The organism is Arsenophonus endosymbiont of Apis mellifera, assembly GCF_903968575.1.
Taxonomy (GTDB): domain Bacteria; phylum Pseudomonadota; class Gammaproteobacteria; order Enterobacterales; family Enterobacteriaceae; genus Arsenophonus; species Arsenophonus apicola.
The window spans coordinates 251,299-271,862 of sequence record NZ_CAJCFU010000060.1; the positions used below are offsets into that span (position 1 = coordinate 251,299).

Sequence of the window (20,564 nt, forward strand, 5' to 3'; positions counted from 1 at the left end):
ATGCCATCGCTAACCAACACGCAAAGTCAGCCCGTTGCCAGGCCACTAAATCGGCAAGATTATAAAACACTAGCATTATCGTCGTTAGGTGGCACACTTGAATTTTATGATTTTGTTATTTTTGTCTTTTACGCCAAAATCATCTCGCAACTTTTTTTCCCAAGTGGCAATCAATTTCTCGCGCTGATGGCAACGCTTGGCTTATTTGCTGCCGGTTATTTGGCTCGTCCATTAGGTGGCATTATTATGGCGCATTATGGCGATAAAATCGGCCGTAAACGCATGTTCAGTCTAAGTATATTTATGATGGCTCTGCCTACTTTAGTCATAGGATCACTGCCCACTTATGCAACGATTGGTATCGTAGCTCCACTGTTATTACTATTGATGCGTATTCTGCAGGGAGCAGCAATTGGCGGAGAAATGCCCGGCGCCTGGGTATTTATCGCTGAACATACGCCAAGACAGCGTTATGGTTTAGGAATTGGTACACTGACTTCGGGCATTACCGGTGGTATTTTACTCGGCTCTTTAGTTGCCATTAGCATTGAATATCATTTTAGCGAACAACAAATTGTTGATTTTGCCTGGCGCATCCCATTTATTATCGGTGGTATATTTGGCTTTATTTCTGTCTATCTGCGACGCTTTTTACAGGAAACTCCAATATTTAAAGAATTAGCGGCGCAAAAAGCGCTTTGTAATGAGTTACCGATCAAGACGGTGTTAACATCCCATAAACAGGCTTGTTTGATCACCGCTGCGTTAACCTGGTCCTTATCTACCGCTATTATCGTGATCATTTTAATGACGCCTGACGTTATTTTACGCGGGATCTACCATATTGATCGCAATAGCGCCTTGCAAGCCAATTGCGTTGCCGTGCTGATGTTGACAATTGGTTGTATTTTTTGGGGTTACTTAAGTGATAAAATTGGCTCTCGTATCACCATGCTAATTGCCTATAGTGGACTTATTATTTCAACTAGCTATTTTTATTATATATTATCACCCTCTCTCTCCTTTTTAGCGTTAAGTAGCTATTATGGCATTATGGGACTATTCGTTGGCGCGGTTGTTTTAACACCGATTATCGCTACCCGTGCGTTCCCTCCGGTTATCCGCTATTCCGGCCTGTCCTTTGCCTACAATATCGCTTATGCGATCTTCGGTGGCCTAACGCCAATTATCACTGGCTTCTGGTTACAACAGTCTCAGTTGGCGCCAATTTACTATGTCAGTATCGTGGCAGTATTAGCTATTTTGGTTGGTTTTTTACCCCTAGCTTATCAAGGATGGCAAAATCCTCAACCAGATAAATCCAATCCTAATAAAGAGTATCAGTCATAAGACTGATACCTGAGCGGAAAAATCGGGGCTAACTGACGATAAAAATGCCAGTATTAACTCCAGGCCGGTGGCATAATGCTAGCCAGCGTGGTAGGGAAATGATTTTTTATATGCTCAACCATTATGGTTGACAGCACAGCCGTACAGCTAAAGGCATTATTGTAGCCCAGCAATCTATCGCTCCAATCTTGATACTGTTCTTCACAAGCAAATGTTTGCGGTGCCAATTGATGTGCCTGCTCCATTAAAGCAAAAGCAAAATACCTTAATGCATTTGGTGACTCGGTTCCAGTGCCAAATATTGCACTGGAAGAATATTTACTAAAGACAGCGGCCAGCGTTAATAAGGTTTCTGCCTGCTTTGATCTATCTGCGTTAGACAAATTATAAGCTTGCAGCAATTGTTGCCTATAACCATCAGTTAAACGATAACCTGCCGCATCATTTTCCGTATATGGCATAAACTTATTATTAAATATGGCTGCCAGTTTATTCTGACTGTAAAAATCAATTAATTTTATTTGAGAAGTGCGTTGTTTTGTCGCGGTTTGAAAGGTGGACTGTAAGTCACCTAGCTGTAAGGTAGTTAATAATTTGCTAAATTTTGCTCGTTGTTGTTGAAAACGATAGTTTGGCATAAATAATTTAAAATGATGCTGAAAAAGATTATCTAACTGATAATCTGCCGGGCCGATATTCTCCTGCCCCTGATACAAATAGAAGTTATGCCAGTTGATATCCACTTTTTGCGCTTGTATACCGACCATTTGCTGTAGCTGATTTTGTGACATCATCATGGCATAGTGACTATTTTGCTGTGGGGAGAGCAATATAAAATTATAAGCATCTTTATTAGACCAATCAGAATTGCCGGCATAATTACCAAAATCAGGCATCATCGTATAAAGTGCAATACGTCTATCTTGCAGATAAAAATCATACAGCGTTTTAGTCTGCTCTTTAAGGCTGCTATCCCCCGCCATTATTTGTGAAATTAACTGAATAAAGGCGCCATTATGGCTAAACATCAGCTCTGGCTTGGTATACATACAAGTCAGTAAAGTTGCTACCAAAGGATCGTCTAATATTGGCATCATGCTGATATTATATTGTGTCAAATAGAGTGGCAAAATATTGTTATTGAGCCAGTTGATGATATCTGGATCCTGATTATAGGGTGCTTTTGCCAAAGTATTTAACAAAGGCTCAACCACCGATAATAGTGAAACTTCTTCAGCGCTGTTGTCTAATGAATTCATTAGCTGATGTACCAAGGTAATTTTTATTTTATTATATTTTTCATCGATACTATCAATGGTCGTTAACAAACTAGAATCATTGTTGATATAATTAAGATAACGATCTAAATTATCAATATTCCAAACCGGTAAAGCGATATCACTTAGCTTTGCCTTGTCTAAATTAGCACCAGTTAAAATAGCACCATTCAGATTGGCCCCCTTAAAATTAGCCTTACTTAAGTCAGCCCCATTCAACTTAGCTTTAGTAAAATTAGCGTTACTTAAATTGGCACTATTCAACTTAGCGTTAGTGAAATTAGTGGAGCTTAGATTAGTGTGGCTTAAATTAGCTTCTGCCAGATCAGCCTCAATAAAAACACTGGATTGTAAATTAGAGTGACTAAAGTCAGCCTGGCGCATATTAGCTTCGACCAATTTGACTTGCTGTAAATCAGCCTTCACTAACTTAGCATTTTGCAAATTAGCCCCATTTAGCTCAACATCAAACAGCTTAGCATCATTTAAATTGGCATCACTCAGATCCGCCTTTATTAATTTAGTTCTATACAACCTAGCATGGCATAACGTTGCCATATTCAGCTTAGCACCATTAAGACAGGTATAATCAAGATTGACACTATCCAATCTGGCATATTTTAGTGTGGCATCTGTCAAATTAGCTATTTGCAGATTGGCGCCATTTAAACGGGCTTTATCTAAATTAGCTTCTTGCAATCTAGCCCGCTCGAAATCAAGCATTGCTAAATCAACTTCGTTTAGTTGAGCTTTACGCAAATCTAGCTCAGCACCAACCGGACGTTGCATAATTAATTTATCTAAAATCTCACGTTTGCGTTGTTGTAAATCTCTTTTGTCATCAATACCACAATCATCAGAAATGACCTGCCTTAAAATTGTTAAGTCAGAATGTGGCTCTGAGGGTGTATCAGTAGTTGAGCGAAAGATAGAATTAGCGCCATTAGAAGAGGAAACTTGCATAATCACTCCTTGATTAATTTATAAATGTGGAAAGGGTAATATACGAGTGATTAAATAGAGTATGATTGCAAAAAACCGCTATTTAATGGCTATTAATTATTATTTAATCATTTTTTGACTTTTATTATTTTTTTATCTGTTTTAAAAAATATTTTTGGCTAATTATGTTGCATATCTATTAGGCAAGCTTGTGACGAAAGCTGACAAAATTAACGTCTCTAATAACAAATAATCAGAGACGACTCATCGATTAAATTTAAGGTGATATAATCAGCGCAACTAACTCCAGGCCGGCGGCATAATACTAGCCAGCGTGGTAGAAAAATGTTGTTTTATATGGTTAACCATAATAGTGAATAACACTGCTGTACAACTAAATGCATTATCGTTGCCTAGCAATCTATTGCTCCAATCTTGATACTGTTCTTCAGATGAAAATATTTCAGGTGCCAATTGATATGCCTGCTCCATTAGAGCAAAAGCAAAATACCTTAATGCATTAGGTGACTCGGTTTCAGTACTGAATATTGCGCTGGAAGAATATTTGCTAAAAACGGCGGCCAGGCTTAATAAGGTTTCCGCCTGCGTTGATCTATCTGCGTTAGACAAATCATAAGCTTGCAGCAATTGTTGCCTATAATTATCGGTTAAACGATAACCTGTCACGCCATTTTCTGTATATTGCTTAAACTTATGGTTAAATATTACTGCCAATTTTGCCTGACTAGCAAAATCGATTAACTTTATTTGACAAAAAGGTTGTGTTATCGCTGTTTGAAAGATCGACTGTAAATCACCTAATGCCAAGCTAGCCAATAATTTTTTAAAGCTGGCTTGCGATTGATGAAAACGATAGTTTGGCATAAATAATTTAAAATGATACTGAAAAAGATTATCTAACTGATAATCCGCCGGGCCAATATTCTCCTGCCCCTGATAGAGATAAAAGCCATGCCAGTTGATATCCGCTTTTTCCGTTTGCATATCCAGCATTTGCTGTAACTGATTTTGTGACATTATCATGGCATAGTCACTATTTGACTGTACAGAAAGTAGGATAAGATTATCGGCATCTCTAGTAGACCAATCAGCCTGACCAGCATAATCACCAAAATTACCTTCAGTATAAGGGATAATACGGTTATCCTGTAGATAATAATTGTACAGCGTTTTAGTCTGATGCCTGAAGCAACTATTACCCGCCATTGCTTGTGAAATCAATTGAATAAAGGCCCCATTATGGCTAAACATTAGTTCCTTTTGCTTGCTAATACAACTCAACAAGGTTGGCAACAGGGGATCAGTCGGTATCGGCATCATGCTGGTATCATATTTGGCCAAATAAAGGGGCAAAATATTGTCATTAAGCCAGTTAATAATTTTCGGATCCTGATTATAAGGCGCATTAGCCAAAATATTTAACAATGGCTCTACCACCGATGACAGTGAGATATCTGGGCAACGTTGGTCTAATGAATTAATAAGCTGATGCACCAGCGCTATTTTCTCGTCACGATACTTAAGATCAATGCTGGCGATGGTTTTAAGCAGACTGGTCCTATTGTTTATGTGATTAAGATAGCGATCCAGATTATCCTGGTTCCAGCTAGGTAGTTTTATATCGCATAAGTTTGCACCCGCTAATTTAGCCTCACTTAGATTAGCCCCAGACAAATCTGCACTACTTAAATCCGCGCCACTTAAATCAGCGCCACGTAAATCCAACCCACTTAAATTTTTGCCACTTAAATTTGCTCCACTTAAATTTATCCCACGTAACGTCGTGATATAGATATTTGTTTTTCTAAAATCCACCTCTCTTAAATCCACTTTCCGTAAATCTACGCCTAATAAATTCACTTTAGCGAAAGTAGCCCCACGAAAACTTGCACCTGCTAACTTCGCACCAATTAACTTTACATTAGTCAAATTCGCACCAGCTAAATCTGCCGCCCTTAAATCTACGCCAAATAAATCGACATCAGTTAAATTCACGCCACGTAAATTAGCACCATGTAAATTTGCACCACGTAAATTGGCACCACCTAAATCTGCATCACTCAAATCGGCATCATGTAAATCCGCACCACGTAAATTTGCTTGAGACAAATTAGTTTTTGTCAAATTAGCAGCTATCAATAACGCATTTTTCAATTTACTATGATTTAAATCAGCATGTTGCAGTTCAGCGTGAGATAAATTGACTCTGCTCAAGGGTAAAGATGCCAAATTGGCATCTTGCAGATCAATACCTGATAAATTATTGCCACTGAGGCGGATCTTAATTAAAAATTGGCTAACAAAATGGCAGTCCTTGTTAATTAATTTCTTTATGCGCTGACAATTATTTCGATGTACCACCTCTTTATGATTATTGTAAATAGTCAAGATTGTCTGGCTTAAACGTTGGAAACGGGAAGATGAATCTGAAGCACTGTGAGCTGAATTAACGATAACATCGGCACGGTTAGTGGTTGTCACACGCATACACATTCCTTGATTAGTTCATAATGAAAGCGAGATAGTATGTTAGTTATTGATAAAATAATATGATATAAAAAACCACTATTTAATTACCCCTAGCAATTCTTTTTTGTTATTACATACTTATCTAAATGGCAGTAATAAACATATTTGTTATTAATCACTATCTTTAACCTATACCCTTTAGCTAATTTATGCTTATCACTGACTGACTGATATAATTTCCATATTTCCTTCATTTTTTTATAGCAAATACTCGCTAAACTATAGAATGAAAATAATTTATTTAAGCAATTAAAAAAATATTTACTATTGCCAGCACAATAAGAACGCTAAGGACATGATGAACAAAAATAATCGCCGCCGAAAAATTGTCATATCTGCTATTGCCATTGTTTTTTTATCCTTTATTGGGATGTTTACCTGGCATTATTTTTATCCACAAACCACAACGTCAGGTTCCTTATCAACAACGCAAGCACCAAACCAAAGCTCAACTAAATCACGTAAAATACCATTACCGCCGGTGCAAGCGGCATTATCAGTGCGACAAAGTATTCCCCACATTCTGACTGCATTAGGTACCGTACAAGCTGCCAATACCGTAACGGTAACCAGCCGTGTGCAGGGACAATTAATGGCACTCCATTTTACCGAAGGACAAACGGTTAAAGCCGGCGATCTATTAGCTGAAATCGATCCGCGGCCATTTCAAATCTCGCTGGCACAAGCAGAGGGACAATTAACGAAAGATCAGGCACAATTACGTAATGCCAGACAAGATTTAGCGCGTTATCAAAAACTAGCCGCCAGTAAGGTTATTTCACAACAAGAGTTAGATAAACAGCAAACCTTGGTTCAACAAGCAGAAGGCAGTGTTAAAATTGATCAAGCAGCAATCAGTAATGCTAAACTGCAACTGACCTATAGCCGAATTACGGCACCCATTGCCGGTCGTGTAGGTTTAAAACAGGTCGATATTGGTAATTTCATCGCCGGCAGTTCAACTTCACCTATCGTTATCATCACTCAAACAACCCCGATTGATGCTCTTTTTGCACTACCTGAAGCCGATATTTCGCTGATCAAAATCGCTCAACAGCAAAACACTAAAATTCCAGTGATCGCCTGGGATCGCAATAATAGCGCCCAAATTGCAGCCGGTTATCTGTTAAGTACCGATAACCAGATTGATAGCACCACTGGCACATTAAAAATGAAAGCGCGCTTCCCCAACCAAGATAATAGGCTTTTTCCTAACCAATTTATCAATATCCATATTCAAGTTAATACGCTAAAAAATGTGGTGGTGATCCCAACCGCCGCCTTACAAATGGGCAGTATTGGTCACTTTGTCTGGACAATAGATAAAAATAATGTTGTCAGTAAACAGAAAGTAACAGTGGGTTTACAGGATGGTCAAAAGACTATTATTAGCACAGGGTTGGACGCTGGTGTTGGTGTTGTTACCGATGGTGTCGATAGGCTGGTTGATGGGGTAAAAGTTCAGGTGGTTACCCCAAACGATCAATTAACTTCCTATGCTAATACGACGGAGAAATCTTAATGCAGTTTGAGACTCCGGAAAAAAGTGGGGGTCCCTCACGGTTATTTATTTTACGCCCGGTAGCAACCACGTTATTTATGGTTGCCATTTTATTGGCTGGTATTATTGGTTACCGTTTTTTACCGGTCTCAGCCTTGCCACAAGTTGATTATCCGACTATTCAAGTCGTCACCCTCTATCCGGGTGCCAGCCCTGATGTGATGACTTCCGCTATCACCGCACCATTAGAACGTCAGTTGGGACAAATGGCTGGTTTAAAGCAGATGTTTTCCCAAAGTGCTGGCGGTTCTTCAGTAATTACGTTAACTTTTCAATTGTCACTGCCATTAGATATTGCTGAACAAGAAGTACAAGCAGCTATTAATGCAGCCAGTAATCTATTACCGAAAGATCTGCCCTATCCTCCCGTTTATAGCAAAGTTAACCCGGCCGATCCGCCCATTTTAACCTTAGCCGTGACCACCAATGCCCTGCCTATGACCCAGCTGCAAGATATGGTTGAAACACGGGTAGCGCAAAAAATTTCTCAAGTCGATGGGGTTGGATTAGTCACCCTGGCGGGCGGTCAACGTCCGGCAGTCCGTATTAAACTAAACCCCCAAGCCGTTGCTTCTCAGCAACTGGATAATGAAACTATTCGGCTCGCTATTAACAATGCCAATGTTAATTCAGCCAAAGGCAGCCTTGATGGCCCCGCTCGATCAATTACGCTTTCGGCTAATGATCAAATGAAATCATTAGCCGATTATCGCTCACTCATTATTGCCTATAAGCAAGGTGCCGCGATCCGGCTAGGTGATATTGCTACGATTTCACAAGCAGCGGAAAATACGCAATTAGGCGCTTGGGCAAATAAAAAACCAGCTATTGTGATTAATGTACAGCGCCAGCCTGGGGCGAATGTCATTAAAACCACCGATAATATTCGAAAAATTCTACCTGAGTTAGTTAAAAATTTACCAAAAGCAGTTAAAGTTAATATCCTGACCGATCGAACAACGACTATTCGCGCTTCAGTTAAAGATGTGCAATTTGAATTAATACTCGCGATCGCATTAGTTGTCATGGTGATTTATCTCTTTTTACGCAATGGTGTCGCAACCTTAATTCCGAGCATCGCCGTTCCTCTATCCCTGGTGGGTACTTTTGCCGTCATGTATTTTTGTGGTTTTTCGATTAATAATCTCACCCTGATGGCCTTAACGGTAGCAACAGGATTTGTGGTAGATGATGCGATTGTGGTGATTGAAAACATCTCCCGCTACTTGGAAAAAGGGGATAAACCGTTAACGGCAGCGCTGAAAGGCGCTGGTGAGATTGGTTTTACCATTATTTCATTAACATTTTCATTAATTGCTGTGCTGATCCCACTGTTTTTTATGAGTGATATTGTCGGTCGCTTATTTCGTGAATTTGCCATTACGCTGGCCGTAGCAATTTTAATTTCAGCTGTAGTCTCCCTCACTCTGACACCAATGATGTGTGCCCGTTTACTTAAAGCTGAGGTAAAAACCAAATACAATCGTTTCGAGCAAGGCTGTGAGATAGTGTTTGATAAAATGATTGCGATTTATGGCGCCTGGCTTAAACGCATTCTCAATCATGAATGGATAATATTAGCTATCGCGGTCGGCACATTATTACTGACCGCATTACTCTATTTTATTATTTCAAAAGGTTTTTTTCCCTTACAAGACAATGGATTACTGCAAGGTGTAATAGAAGCACCACCATCAAGCTCCTATGCCGCCATGGCTGATAAGCAGCAACAAGTGGCTGAACGAATATTAGCCGATCCAGCAGTAGAAAATGTCATTACTTTTGTCGGTGTCGATGGTAGCAATTCGGCCCTCAATAATGCGCGATTGCAAATTACCCTTAAGCCATTAAATCAACGTCATGAGCGAATTGACGTTATTATCCCTCGGCTACAACATGCGGTTAACAATATTCCCGGTCTTAAGTTATTTTTACAGCCAATGCAAGATTTAACCATTAATACGCAAATTTCCCGTACCCAATATCAATTTACTCTACAAGCAACATCTTTAGAACAACTGTCAATATGGGTACCCAAGCTTCTCAACGCATTAAATGCCGATCAGCAACTTACTGATGTAAGTAGCGATTGGCAAGATAGAGGGTTAATTGCCAATGTAACGGTTGACCGCGATACGGCCAGCCGTTTAGGCATTAGTATGTCGGCCATTGATAACGCATTATATAATGCTTTTGGCCAACGAATGATCTCGACCATTTATACCCAAGCCAATCAGTACCGAGTTATTCTTGAGCATGGCGTTGAAGGAGGAGTTGGTCTGGCGGCATTGAATAATATTCGTTTGCGAAGCAACCAAAATACCATGGTGCCACTTAATACTTTAGCTAAAGTTGCACAACATTATGGGCCTTTATCAATTAATCACTTAGCCCAATTTCCCTCGGCCACTTTTTCCTTCAATGTTGCCAAAGGTAGCTCGTTGGAAGGGGCGGTTAAGGCAATCAAACAGATCGAAGATCAAATTAAATTACCCCATGAGATTGTTACTCAGTTCCAAGGAGCAACCTTAGCATTTGAAAGAGCACTAGCTAACACTTTATGGTTAATATTAGCCGCTATTATTGCCATGTATATTGTGCTAGGTATCTTATATGAAAGTTTTATCCACCCAATCACCATTCTTTCTACCTTGCCCACCGCAGGGGTGGGCGCGCTATTAGCCTTGATGATGGCAGGCTATGAACTGGATATTATTGCCGTGATCGGCATCATATTACTGATTGGGATCGTCAAGAAAAACGCTATTATGATGATCGACTTTGCCTTAGCTGCAGAGCGCGAACAAGGTTTATCGCCCCAGGAAGCCATCTATCAAGCTTGTTTATTACGCTTTAGACCTATTTTGATGACTACTATGGCCGCTCTGCTAGGCGCGCTACCTTTAATGTTAAGTACCGGCGTCGGCGCTGAGTTACGCCGGCCGCTAGGAACCGGCATGGTTGGTGGCTTAATTTTGAGTCAAATCTTAACCCTTTTTACCACACCCGTGATCTATCTACTTTTTGACAGGCTAGCTAATTATTGGAAATCTGGCCGTCAACATCAACAGGTATCAAAAGGAGAGGAGCCATCGCTGTGAAATTGTTCGCATTATTTATCGAACGTCCGGTAGCATCAACCCTACTGAGCGTGGCAATTACCCTTTGCGGTGTTTTAACATTTATGTTGTTACCGATCGCACCATTACCACAAGTGGATTTTCCCGTTATTAAAGTCACCGCCTCACTGCCAGGGGCATCACCGGAAACTATGGCTTCTTCGGTCGCGACCCCTTTAGAGCGTGCTTTAGGTCAAATTGCTGGTATTAACGAGATGACTTCCAACAGTTCGCTCGGTAGTACTAACATTACGCTGGAATTTGATCTTGATAAAGACATCAATAGTGCTGCCAGGGAAGTACAAGCGGCATTAAATGCGGCGCAAAGTATGCTACCTAGCGGTATGCCATCACGGCCACGTTACTACAAAACTAATCCAGCCGATGCGCCGATTATGATCCTAACCTTAACCTCTAATAGCTACCCCATCGGTGAAATATATGACATGGCTTCGACGCGCCTGGCACAACGTCTTGCCCAAATAGCCGGTGTCAGTGAGGTTTCTGTTAGCGGTGGTTCGTTACCAGCAGTACGTATTGAACTCAATCCCTCGGCCCTATTTAATCAAGGGATCGCCCTTGATGCAGTCAGAGAAGCGGTTAATAATGCCAATGTTCGTCGTCCACAAGGTTACCTTCATGATGAACAATCACGCTGGCAAATAAAAACCAATGATGAATTAAAAACCGCTGCCGATTATCGACCGATTATTATTCATTCCCATAATAACTCTGTAGTTAGACTACAGGATGTTGCTAATATCAAAGACTCGGTACAAGACATTCGTACCGCCGGTATGGCTGCCGGCAAACCAGCCATTATTTTAGTCATTCGCCGAGAAGCGGGCGCCAATATCATTGCTACCGTCGATCGTATTCGTGCCGAGCTGCCTGAACTTAGAAAAATGCTACCTGCAAGTATCAATTTAACCATCGCCCAAGATAGAACGCCGACAATTCGAGCTTCGCTGACGGAAGTTGAGCGAGCATTAGCGATTGCAATTGGTTTAGTGATCTTAGTGGTTTTCTTATTCTTACGCTCTGGTCGAGCAACTATTATTCCCGCTATTGTGGTACCCGTTTCGCTAATTGGTAGTTTTTCAGCTATGTATTTATGTGGTTTTAGCCTGAATAACTTATCGCTGATGGCACTAACCGTCGCGACCGGTTTTGTTGTCGACGATGCAATTGTGGTGATTGAGAATATTATGCGCCACATAGAAAATGGTTTAGCGCCACATAAAGCGGCTATTATCGGTGTCAGTGAGGTTGGTTTTACCGTCTTGTCGATGAGTATTTCCTTAATTGCCGTTTTTATCCCACTATTCTTTATGGGGGGATTAGTTGGCCGATTTTTCCATGAATTTGCCATTACCCTAGCCACAGCCATTTTGATCTCATTATTTGTTTCCCTTACTCTTACCCCCATGATGTGTGCTTATCTATTAAAAAAAACCAAAAAACACAGTACCCATAAGATAAGTGGCGTAGGTCGGCTATTATTAAAAATACAACAAAGTTACGGCGTCACATTAAATTGGGTTTTAGCCCATCAACGTAATGTGTTATTAGTTTTATTCGCGACCATGGCTTTAAACATTTATCTCTATATCAGTATCCCAAAAACCTTCTTCCCCGAACAGGATACCGGCCGATTGCTAGGTTATGTTCGGGCCGATCAGAGTATCTCTTTTCAAGCCATGAAAAACAAAATGACACAATTTATGACCCAATTGGCAGGAGATCCAAGCATAGACAATGTAACCGGTTTTACAGGTGGCAGCCGAATTAATAGCGGTTTTATGTTTATCTCTTTAAAACCCCTTAACCTGCGTAAAGAAACCGCTAACCAAGTTATTCAGCGATTGAGAACTCAACTAGCAAATGAACCAGGCGCTAACTTATTTCTTATACCAGTGCAGGATATTCGCGCGGGTGGGCGTCAGGCTACTGCCAGTTATCAATTTAGCCTACTTGCTGATGATCTTAATCAATTACGTCAGTGGGAACCACAAGTTCGTAAAGCCCTGGCTGAGCTGCCACAACTGGCCGATGTTAATTCTGACAAAGAGGACAAAGGCTCTGAAATGGCGATAACTTATGATCGTGACAAAATGGCACAATTAGGCATTAATGTTAAAGAAGCGAATAATTTACTTAACGATGCCTTTGGCCAGCGACAAATATCAACGATTTATCAACCTATGAATCAATATAAAGTTGTAATGGAAGTGGCACCTGAATATACCCAAGATGCCAGTTCATTAGCAAAAATGTTTGTAATTAATAAATATGGCAAAGCAATTCCGCTCTCCTTTTTTGCCAAATGGCAACCCGCTAATGCCCCGTTAAGTGTTAATCATCAAGGGTTATCTGCCTCATCAACGATTTCTTTTAACCTTAGTGAAGGTTATACTCTTGATGATGCCATTGAGGCCATTGAATTAACCATGATCCAATTAAGTGTGCCATCAACAGTGCGTAGTACCTTCTCGGGTACTGCAAAAATATTTCAAGAAACCTTAAAAACCCAATTATTTCTGATTATTGCCGCCATCGGTGCAGTCTATCTTGTCCTTGGTATTCTCTATGAAAGCTATATCCATCCATTAACCATTATTTCCACGTTACCTTCTGCTGGTTTAGGTGCTTTGTTAGCATTAGAGCTGTTTAATACCCCTTTCAGTTTAATTGCACTGATTGGTATTATGTTATTAATTGGTATTGTTAAGAAAAATGCCATTATTATGGTGGATTTTGCCATCCAGGCGCAAAGGCAGGGTCAACTAAGCGCACACGATGCCATATTTAAAGCCAGCTTATTAAGGTTTCGACCCATATTAATGACAACCATCGCGGCGATTTTTGGCATGCTACCGCTAGCACTAGGTAATGGTGATGGGGCAGAATTACGCCAACCACTAGGTATAACCATTGTTGGCGGCTTAATTGTTAGTCAAATATTAACACTCTATACCACTCCAGTGGTTTATCTCGCTTTCGATAAGCTTCAAGGCTATCTACAACAAAAACGCCAGTTGGCGAGGCTTGCATGAAAATACACTTTAGCGGTGTTACCAGTAAGCTTTTTTTTGCTATCTTCGCCCTCTGTCTGTTGATCGTTTTTACTATGCATTGGGGAATTAGATTAACTTTTGAGCAAGGTTTTATTGGCTACATAAAACAAACCAATGAATTACGTACCAGCCTAATTGCTCAAGCCCTGACGGAACAATATCAGCAAACCGGTAATTGGTCTTTTTTGCAACATAATGGCCGCGCAGTAACCAGGATCATTAATACCCTGGAACAAGAAAACTTTCTGCCGACGCAATCTTCAGCAAAAAGCTGGCGTACGCAAGTTTGGATTGTTGATCATAATATGGACAGACTTTCAGGTCGTGGAAAATTACCGATTGTTAGTGAAGATATTATTCAAAAGCCAGTCAAGTATCATAACCAGATCGTGGGTTGGGTGATGAGTAATGCAGCTGATAAAATCAGTCGTGAAGCGGATATTAATTTTGATCGTCAACAACATATCACCAGTTCTCTGGTCACCATGTTCTCATTGCTACTGGCGCTGATCACCACTTTTTTACTGGCCAGAAATTTTCTCAAACCAATTAAACATATTCTTGAGGGGACTCACCAACTTACTACTGGTAATTTTGCCGTTCGTGTGCAGATCTCGAGCCGCGATGAACTAGGCCAATTGGCTAAATATTTCAATCAGTTAGCCTCAACATTAGAAAAAAATGAACATATGCGGCGTGATTATATGGCAGATATCTCTCATGAATTACGCACCCCATTAGCTATATTACGGGGTGAGCTCGAAGCCATTCAGGATGGTGTGCGGCCGCTTTCCGTTACAACATTACACTCTTTATTGGCTGAAACAAATACATTAATTAAACTTGTCAATGACTTACATCAGTTATCCTTGTCTGATCGCGGTTCACTGGTTTATCGAAAAAAAAATATCAATTTAGTCCAGCAAATTGAGTTAGCTATCAGTAGCTATCGTAGCCGATTTGCTGATAAACAAATAACGTTAAATATTACACTGCCTAGTAAAATAACGTTAAATGCAGATCCTGATCGTTTAGCTCAACTATGGCATAATTTACTGGAAAATAGCTTGCGTTATACTCACTCACCAGGCTCACTGGTTATTCAAGGTTATGTTGCTGAACATAGCTTTTATCTCATTTGGCAAGATAGTGCACCCGGCTTATTAGACGATCAATATCCCTATATCTTTGAACGCTTTTACCGGGTTGAAAACTCTCGTAATCGCGCCAGTGGCGGTTCAGGGCTTGGCTTAGCAATTTGCTACAATATTATCGAAGCCCATGGCGGCAAAATTATCGCTTCAGCCTCCTCTTTAGGTGGGGTAAAAATTAGCTTAGAATTACCGTTAGATGATAACCATAAAAGCCAAAGTGTATGAGTTGCGAAAATGTCTGCTACCGTATTTTAGTTGTTGAAGATGAACCAAAGTTAGGCCAACTGTTAGTTGATTATCTGCAAGCCGCAGGTTTTCAGAGTGATTGGCTACTCGATGGTAATAGTGTTATTAAGCAAGTAAAAAATTTTTTACCTGATCTAATTCTACTTGATCTAATGTTGCCAGGAACGGATGGCCTATCAATTTGCCGTCAATTACGTCAATTTTCAGACATTCCTATTATTATAGTGACAGCCAAAACAGAAGAGCACGATCGCTTAGTTAGCTTAGAGATTGGGGCTGATGACTATATCTGTAAACCCTTTAGCCCCCGTGAAGTGATAGCTAGAATTAAAACCATTTTACGTCGTTGCTATCGACAAACTAACGCCCAAAATAGCGATCTGAAGCTGATTATGGATGACAGCGCTTATCAGATCCATTATCAACATCAAACCGTTGAATTAACTCCGGCTGAATTTCGCTTATTAAAATTTTTATCCCAGCATCCAGGTAAAGTTTTTTCCCGTGATAAACTGCTGAATAACCTCTATGATGATTATCGTATCGTTACTGATCGCACCATTGATAGCCATATAAAAAACTTGCGCCGCAAGTTGCAACTATTAGATAAACAACGGCAATTTATTCGTTCAGTATACGGTTTAGGTTATCGTTGGGAACCAGTTTAATTAAATTTTGCCAATCCAGCTGCCGGTTAATTTGGCTTTCATCTCATAAGACGTTAGAATTAACAACTTAAAACTTATCCGCTTAAGAATAAGTACTGACTTGTTATCAGATTGAGAACTCATCATGTTTACGCCAGAATTACTTTCTCCCGCAGGTTCCCTAAAGAACATGCGTTATGCTTTTGCCTATGGCGCTGACGCTGTTTATGCTGGACAGCCTCGCTATAGCCTCCGTGTTCGTAACAACGAATTCAATCATGAGAATTTAGCTAAAGGTATTAAAGAAGCCCATGAAATGGGAAAACGTTTTTATGTGGTGGTTAATATTGCGCCGCATAATGCTAAATTAAAAACCTTTATTCGTGATCTTACTCCGGTTATTGAAATGCAACCGGATGCTTTGATTATGTCCGATCCTGGTCTAATCATGCTAGTGAGAGAAACATTTCCAGCCATGGAAATCCATCTTTCTGTCCAAGCAAACGCCGTTAACTGGGCAACAGTAAAATTTTGGCAACAAATGGGATTAAGTCGCATTATTTTGTCTCGTGAACTCTCTATTGAAGAAATTGCGGAGATTCGCCAACAAGTACCTGAGATTGAATTAGAAATTTTTGTTCACGGCGCACTTTGTATGGCCTATTCGGGTCGTTGTTTACTATCGGGTTATATCAATAAGCGCGATCCCAATCAAGGAACCTGTACCAATGCTTGCCGTTGGCAATATAAAGTACAGGAAGGAAAAGAAGACGCAATCGGTAATATTGTTCATCATCACGAACCTATCAAGATAAAAAATATTCAGCCCACTTTAGGTAGTGGGCAACCCACCGACAAAGTTTTTTTAATTGAAGAAACGAAACGTCCCGGTGAATATATGACCGCTTTTGAAGATGAGCATGGCACCTATATTATGAATTCAAAAGATCTACGGGCAATTGAACATGTAGAACGTTTAACTCAGATTGGTGTTCACTCATTAAAAATTGAAGGACGCACCAAATCCTTCTACTATTGTGCTCGAACTGCTCAAGTTTATCGTCGGGCTATTGACGATGCCGTTGCTGGTAACCCTTTTGATCCTACATTATTAACCACATTAGAAGGCTTAGCTCACCGAGGTTATACCGAGGGCTTTTTACGTCGACATACTCATGATGCATACCAAACCTATGAATATGGTTATTCTGTTTCTGATAGCCAACAATTTGTTGGTGAATTCACTGGCCAACGTAAAGATGGGCTGGCAGAAGTGGACGTAAAAAATAAATTTAGTCTGGGTGATAATTTAGAGCTAATGACACCGGCAGGTAATATCCAATTTACCTTAACTGACTTATTTGATAAAAAAAATCTACCTATTCAAGTGGCACCAGGCAATGGCTATAAAGTTTACCTCCCCATTCCTGCGGACGTTGACCTGCATTTTGCGCTATTAATTCGCAATTTGGCTGGAACAACAACCAGAGACCCCCACGGCAAGCAACAACTGCAAACGGTAAAATAACTGCAAATACTAAAGTAAACAGTAACAAGTTTGCTTTAGTTATAACCCTTTGTTATCAATTTACGCGATCTTAAATAACGATAATATTAATGCATAATTTAAGGAAAAAATGCCATTTTTATGTATTAGATCACAGCAACATAATATTTATTATCATAAGATAGTTAGCGAAAAATGTAGAACTAGAAATTAATAGTAAGACTAGGAACCACCTTCTTTGCTAACTCAATCTCCCTTGAGTTAGCTTTTTCTTTTTGTAGCCGATAAATTTCTACTCTTTTGCCAGCCAATATTGTTAAGCAAAATAACAGTAAATCGTTAATAAAATAGTGCACACCACATTAACCAGCAACTTGAAAACTAACATTAAACTGAAGCGATCCACCTCTCTTAACTAAAGCAATATAGCTTGTTTTTCAAACTATAATGGATAACAATCAATCACATCGTCAATAAACGGGAGTAAATCATGACCGATATCGAGACATTGCTAGGCTCTGAAGCTGACAGTCTATTACAACATCGCTGCCAAACCATCGCCCAAGAAAAATTATACCTCCCCGGCAACGATTTTATTGATCGCGTCATGATAGATAATAACCGCCCAAACTCAGTCTTACGCTCAATGCAAACCCTGTTTGATCACGGCAGACTGGCGGGTAGTGGCTACCTTTCAATTCTACCAGTAGATCAAGGCGTCGAACATTCAGCGGCGGCCTCTTTCGCCGCTAATCCACTCTATTTTGATCCTAAAAATATTGTTGAACTGGCTATAGAAGCTGGATGTAATTGCGTCGCCTCTACCTATGGTGTTTTAGCGGCAGTTTCACGTCGTTATGCGCACAAAATTTCTTTTTTAGTAAAACTGAATCACAATGAAACACTCAGTTATCCAACTCAATATGATCAAACGCTTTATGCCAGTGTTGAGCAAGCTTTTGCCATGGGTGCAGTTGCGGTTGGCGCCACCATTTACTATGGGTCACTGGAGTCTCGACGCCAGATTGAAGAAATTTCCGCTGCCTTTGAACGCGCCCACGAACTGGGTATGGTGACGGTGCTATGGGCATATTTACGCAATTCAGCCTTTCAAAAAGGGAAAAATGATTATCATACTAGTGCCGATCTTACTGGCCAAGCAAACCATTTAGCAGCAACAATTGGTGCTGACATTATTAAACAAAAAATGGCAGAAAATAATGGTGGCTTTAAGGCTATTGGCTTTGGTTATACCGATGAACGGGTATATAGCTATTTGACAACCGATCATCCGATCGATTTGGTGAGATATCAATTAGCAAATTGCTATATGGGTCGAGCTGGGTTAATTAATTCCGGCGGGGCTGCTGGTTCAAATGACCTAAAAGAGTCAGTTCGTACCGCAGTTATCAATAAACGAGCCGGTGGTATGGGATTAATTCTTGGCAGAAAAGCGTTTAAAAAATCGATGAAAGAAGGTATTGCCCTTATAAATGCAGTGCAAGATGTTTACTTAAATAAAAAAATAACCATTGCTTAGTATTTACCACTTAATTAAATAGTATTGTGTTATTAATAATATATGTGTTGACGGTGATAAATGCTAATTTTGTATCACCGTTTATAATTTTTTATTTTTATTAAATCCAATAAATATAGCAAATCATTTACTCTGTATATTGAAATTCTCACCATTGGTTAATGTCGATATATTACAAAAAGCCAAATATAGTAGCTCCTGAGCAAATTAATAACAATAATGGTAGAGTGTTGCAATAAATAACTGATCAAGCTTCCTTGCTAATTATCACTTTATTTATTAGATCTAGGTCGCGAGTGATTAATATTATTTATTGAATCCATGAAATTAATATTTCCATTATCATTATGTTGATTAAAGATCACAATTTTTATATTTTATAAATTAAATAACGTTAGAAATATCACAAGGAGGTAAAAATAATGTTAAAATATCCATATTGTTTTGATACTTTTAGTAATTTTTTAGCTAAATGTGGTTTAGGTAAAATAGAACTAATAACAAAAGGATATTGCTTTTGTTATCAGTTACCGCAGGGAGTAAGCATCTATTTATATAAGAATGGTACAATACTAATACAAGCTAATCCCACAATTAAACAGGCTATTGAAATGACAATAAAAAAATCACTGCAAAAAAAAAATTCAATAGATTTAGCTAATGGAAATATTTATTATGCATACCTAACATAGTTTATAAATAATGGCTTATTATTAATAAGAATAGACTAGAGAAAGTAAAAGCCAATATCTTGATATTAGCGATAATAATTATCATCGCCATTATTCTTATTTCTTTAATACAGCAATATAATAAATCTACTAACAATATATATTTTTCTTGCGTTCTTAATGACTTTATAAATTTTATTTATAATATAAAATTAAATTGCTACAGATTGTTAATTTATAACCATACTATTTAAAACCCGTAGATCAATAGAAAATCGTTCCTTTCAATAGAGTTAAGATGAAAATCATACGATTTGGGGAACAATGATCTCTGCTAAGTTGCTGGAAATTATGCAGCAGGCAAAGTTACCCGTTGATTTTGTCTGGTGTTCTTATGAAGCAGCAACATGTTGGGCGGTGATTGCTATTGATATAGTAAAACTTGCCGCACTGAAAACCCATGCTAGCGATTTTGCAGCACAGATTGCGCAAGTGGTTTTCAACTCTCATGCCGGCTACTTAATTCCCAAGCTTATATTAGTTAGCAATGATATTGATTTTAGTGATATCAATCAGGTTGTCTGGGCGCTGGCGACCCGTTCACATCCAGCCAGAGATCATTTTATTTTCCCTGCCATTAAAGAATTTCCTATGGTACCTTATCTTAATCATGGAGATAAAATACTAGGCTGTGGCGGTAAAGCAATTATTAATTGCCTGCTAGCGGAACAGTACGATGGCAAAATGCATGCCACGACCGCCTGTTTCCAACATTCATATCCAAAGAGTATAAAAAATAAGGTGTTAACTAATTGGAAAAATTATGGCTTTCGCTAAACAATAAATATTAATTGTTTATTTTTTAACGAATTAAGCGCAGGTAAAATTTTTCTTTATGGTCGATAATTATACTTTTGTTAAAC

At 39.3% G+C, this 20,564-nt stretch carries 12 protein-coding genes; 10 read left to right on the forward strand and 2 right to left on the reverse strand.

From position 1 onward, the window contains the following. Nucleotides 1-1,350, forward strand: coding sequence for an MFS transporter (locus H1X92_RS10180; protein WP_180560028.1), 1,350 nt, complete (start codon nt 1-3; stop codon nt 1,348-1,350). Between the two features lie 53 nt (nt 1,351-1,403). Here H1X92_RS10180 and H1X92_RS10185 read toward each other — a convergent pair whose 3' ends face one another. Further along, on the reverse strand, nt 1,404-3,590 hold the full coding sequence (locus H1X92_RS10185) for a pentapeptide repeat-containing protein (protein WP_180560029.1): 2,187 nt from the start codon (nt 3,588-3,590) through the stop codon (nt 1,404-1,406). A gap of 279 nt (nt 3,591-3,869) precedes the next feature. After that, a complete protein-coding gene (locus tag H1X92_RS10190) occupies nt 3,870-6,077 on the reverse strand; it encodes a pentapeptide repeat-containing protein (protein WP_180560030.1) in 2,208 nt (735 codons plus the stop codon). A 340-nt stretch (nt 6,078-6,417) separates the two neighbouring features. Here H1X92_RS10190 and H1X92_RS10195 point away from each other — a divergent pair, with 340 nt between their 5' ends. The 9 genes from H1X92_RS10195 (at nt 6,418) to H1X92_RS10235 (ending at nt 20,478) form a co-directional block, all read left to right on the forward strand. Continuing rightward, nucleotides 6,418-7,641: an MdtA/MuxA family multidrug efflux RND transporter periplasmic adaptor subunit gene (locus H1X92_RS10195; protein ID WP_180560087.1), complete on the forward strand. Its 1,224-nt coding sequence runs from the start codon at nt 6,418-6,420 to the stop codon at nt 7,639-7,641. Next, nucleotides 7,641-10,781: an MdtB/MuxB family multidrug efflux RND transporter permease subunit gene (locus H1X92_RS10200; protein WP_180560031.1), complete on the forward strand. Its 3,141-nt coding sequence runs from the start codon at nt 7,641-7,643 to the stop codon at nt 10,779-10,781. The genes H1X92_RS10195 and H1X92_RS10200 overlap by 1 nt, the downstream gene beginning before the upstream one ends. After that, nucleotides 10,778-13,855 (forward strand): multidrug efflux RND transporter permease subunit MdtC, encoded by a 3,078-nt coding sequence (mdtC, locus tag H1X92_RS10205; RefSeq protein ID WP_180560032.1) that lies wholly within the window; start codon nt 10,778-10,780, stop codon nt 13,853-13,855. The genes H1X92_RS10200 and mdtC overlap by 4 nt, the downstream gene beginning before the upstream one ends. Further along, nucleotides 13,852-15,255 (forward strand): two-component system sensor histidine kinase BaeS, encoded by a 1,404-nt coding sequence (baeS, locus tag H1X92_RS10210; RefSeq protein WP_180560033.1) that lies wholly within the window; start codon nt 13,852-13,854, stop codon nt 15,253-15,255. The genes mdtC and baeS overlap by 4 nt, the downstream gene beginning before the upstream one ends. Beyond that, complete coding sequence (gene baeR, locus H1X92_RS10215) at nt 15,252-15,944, forward strand: two-component system response regulator BaeR (protein WP_180560034.1); 693 nt, start codon at nt 15,252-15,254, stop codon at nt 15,942-15,944. Before baeS ends, baeR begins: the two co-directional genes overlap by 4 nt. Before the next feature lie 124 nt (nt 15,945-16,068). Further along, the gene (gene trhP, locus H1X92_RS10220; RefSeq protein WP_180560035.1) at nt 16,069-17,451 is read left to right on the forward strand and encodes a prephenate-dependent tRNA uridine(34) hydroxylase TrhP; all 1,383 of its coding nucleotides are present in this window, start codon (nt 16,069-16,071) and stop codon (nt 17,449-17,451) included. A gap of 469 nt (nt 17,452-17,920) precedes the next feature. Continuing rightward, complete coding sequence (fbaB, locus tag H1X92_RS10225; protein ID WP_180560036.1) at nt 17,921-18,970, forward strand: class I fructose-bisphosphate aldolase; 1,050 nt, start codon at nt 17,921-17,923, stop codon at nt 18,968-18,970. Nucleotides 18,971-19,392: 422 nt separating this feature from the next. Next, nucleotides 19,393-19,662, forward strand: coding sequence for a hypothetical protein (locus H1X92_RS10230; protein ID WP_180560037.1), 270 nt, complete (start codon nt 19,393-19,395; stop codon nt 19,660-19,662). A gap of 291 nt (nt 19,663-19,953) precedes the next feature. Continuing rightward, complete coding sequence (locus H1X92_RS10235) at nt 19,954-20,478, forward strand: UbiD family decarboxylase domain-containing protein (RefSeq protein ID WP_304488595.1); 525 nt, start codon at nt 19,954-19,956, stop codon at nt 20,476-20,478. The last annotated feature ends 86 nt before the right edge of the window (nt 20,479-20,564 follow it).

Bases quoted from the DNA above. Each gene is read 5' to 3' on its own strand.
- trhP (WP_180560035.1), top strand. From the start codon at position 16,069: ATGTTTACGCCAGAATTACTTTCTCCCGCAGGTTCCCTAAAGAACATG.
- H1X92_RS10180 (WP_180560028.1), top strand. From the start codon at position 1: ATGCCATCGCTAACCAACACGCAAAGTCAGCCCGTTGCCAGGCCACTA.
- baeR (WP_180560034.1), top strand. From the start codon at position 15,252: ATGAGTTGCGAAAATGTCTGCTACCGTATTTTAGTTGTTGAAGATGAA.
- H1X92_RS10230 (WP_180560037.1), top strand. From the start codon at position 19,393: ATGTTAAAATATCCATATTGTTTTGATACTTTTAGTAATTTTTTAGCT.
- fbaB (WP_180560036.1), top strand. From the start codon at position 17,921: ATGACCGATATCGAGACATTGCTAGGCTCTGAAGCTGACAGTCTATTA.
- baeS (WP_180560033.1), top strand. From the start codon at position 13,852: ATGAAAATACACTTTAGCGGTGTTACCAGTAAGCTTTTTTTTGCTATC.
- H1X92_RS10185 (WP_180560029.1), bottom strand. From the start codon at position 3,590: ATGCAAGTTTCCTCTTCTAATGGCGCTAATTCTATCTTTCGCTCAACT.
- H1X92_RS10195 (WP_180560087.1), top strand. From the start codon at position 6,418: ATGAACAAAAATAATCGCCGCCGAAAAATTGTCATATCTGCTATTGCC.
- H1X92_RS10200 (WP_180560031.1), top strand. From the start codon at position 7,641: ATGCAGTTTGAGACTCCGGAAAAAAGTGGGGGTCCCTCACGGTTATTT.
- H1X92_RS10190 (WP_180560030.1), bottom strand. From the start codon at position 6,077: ATGCGTGTGACAACCACTAACCGTGCCGATGTTATCGTTAATTCAGCT.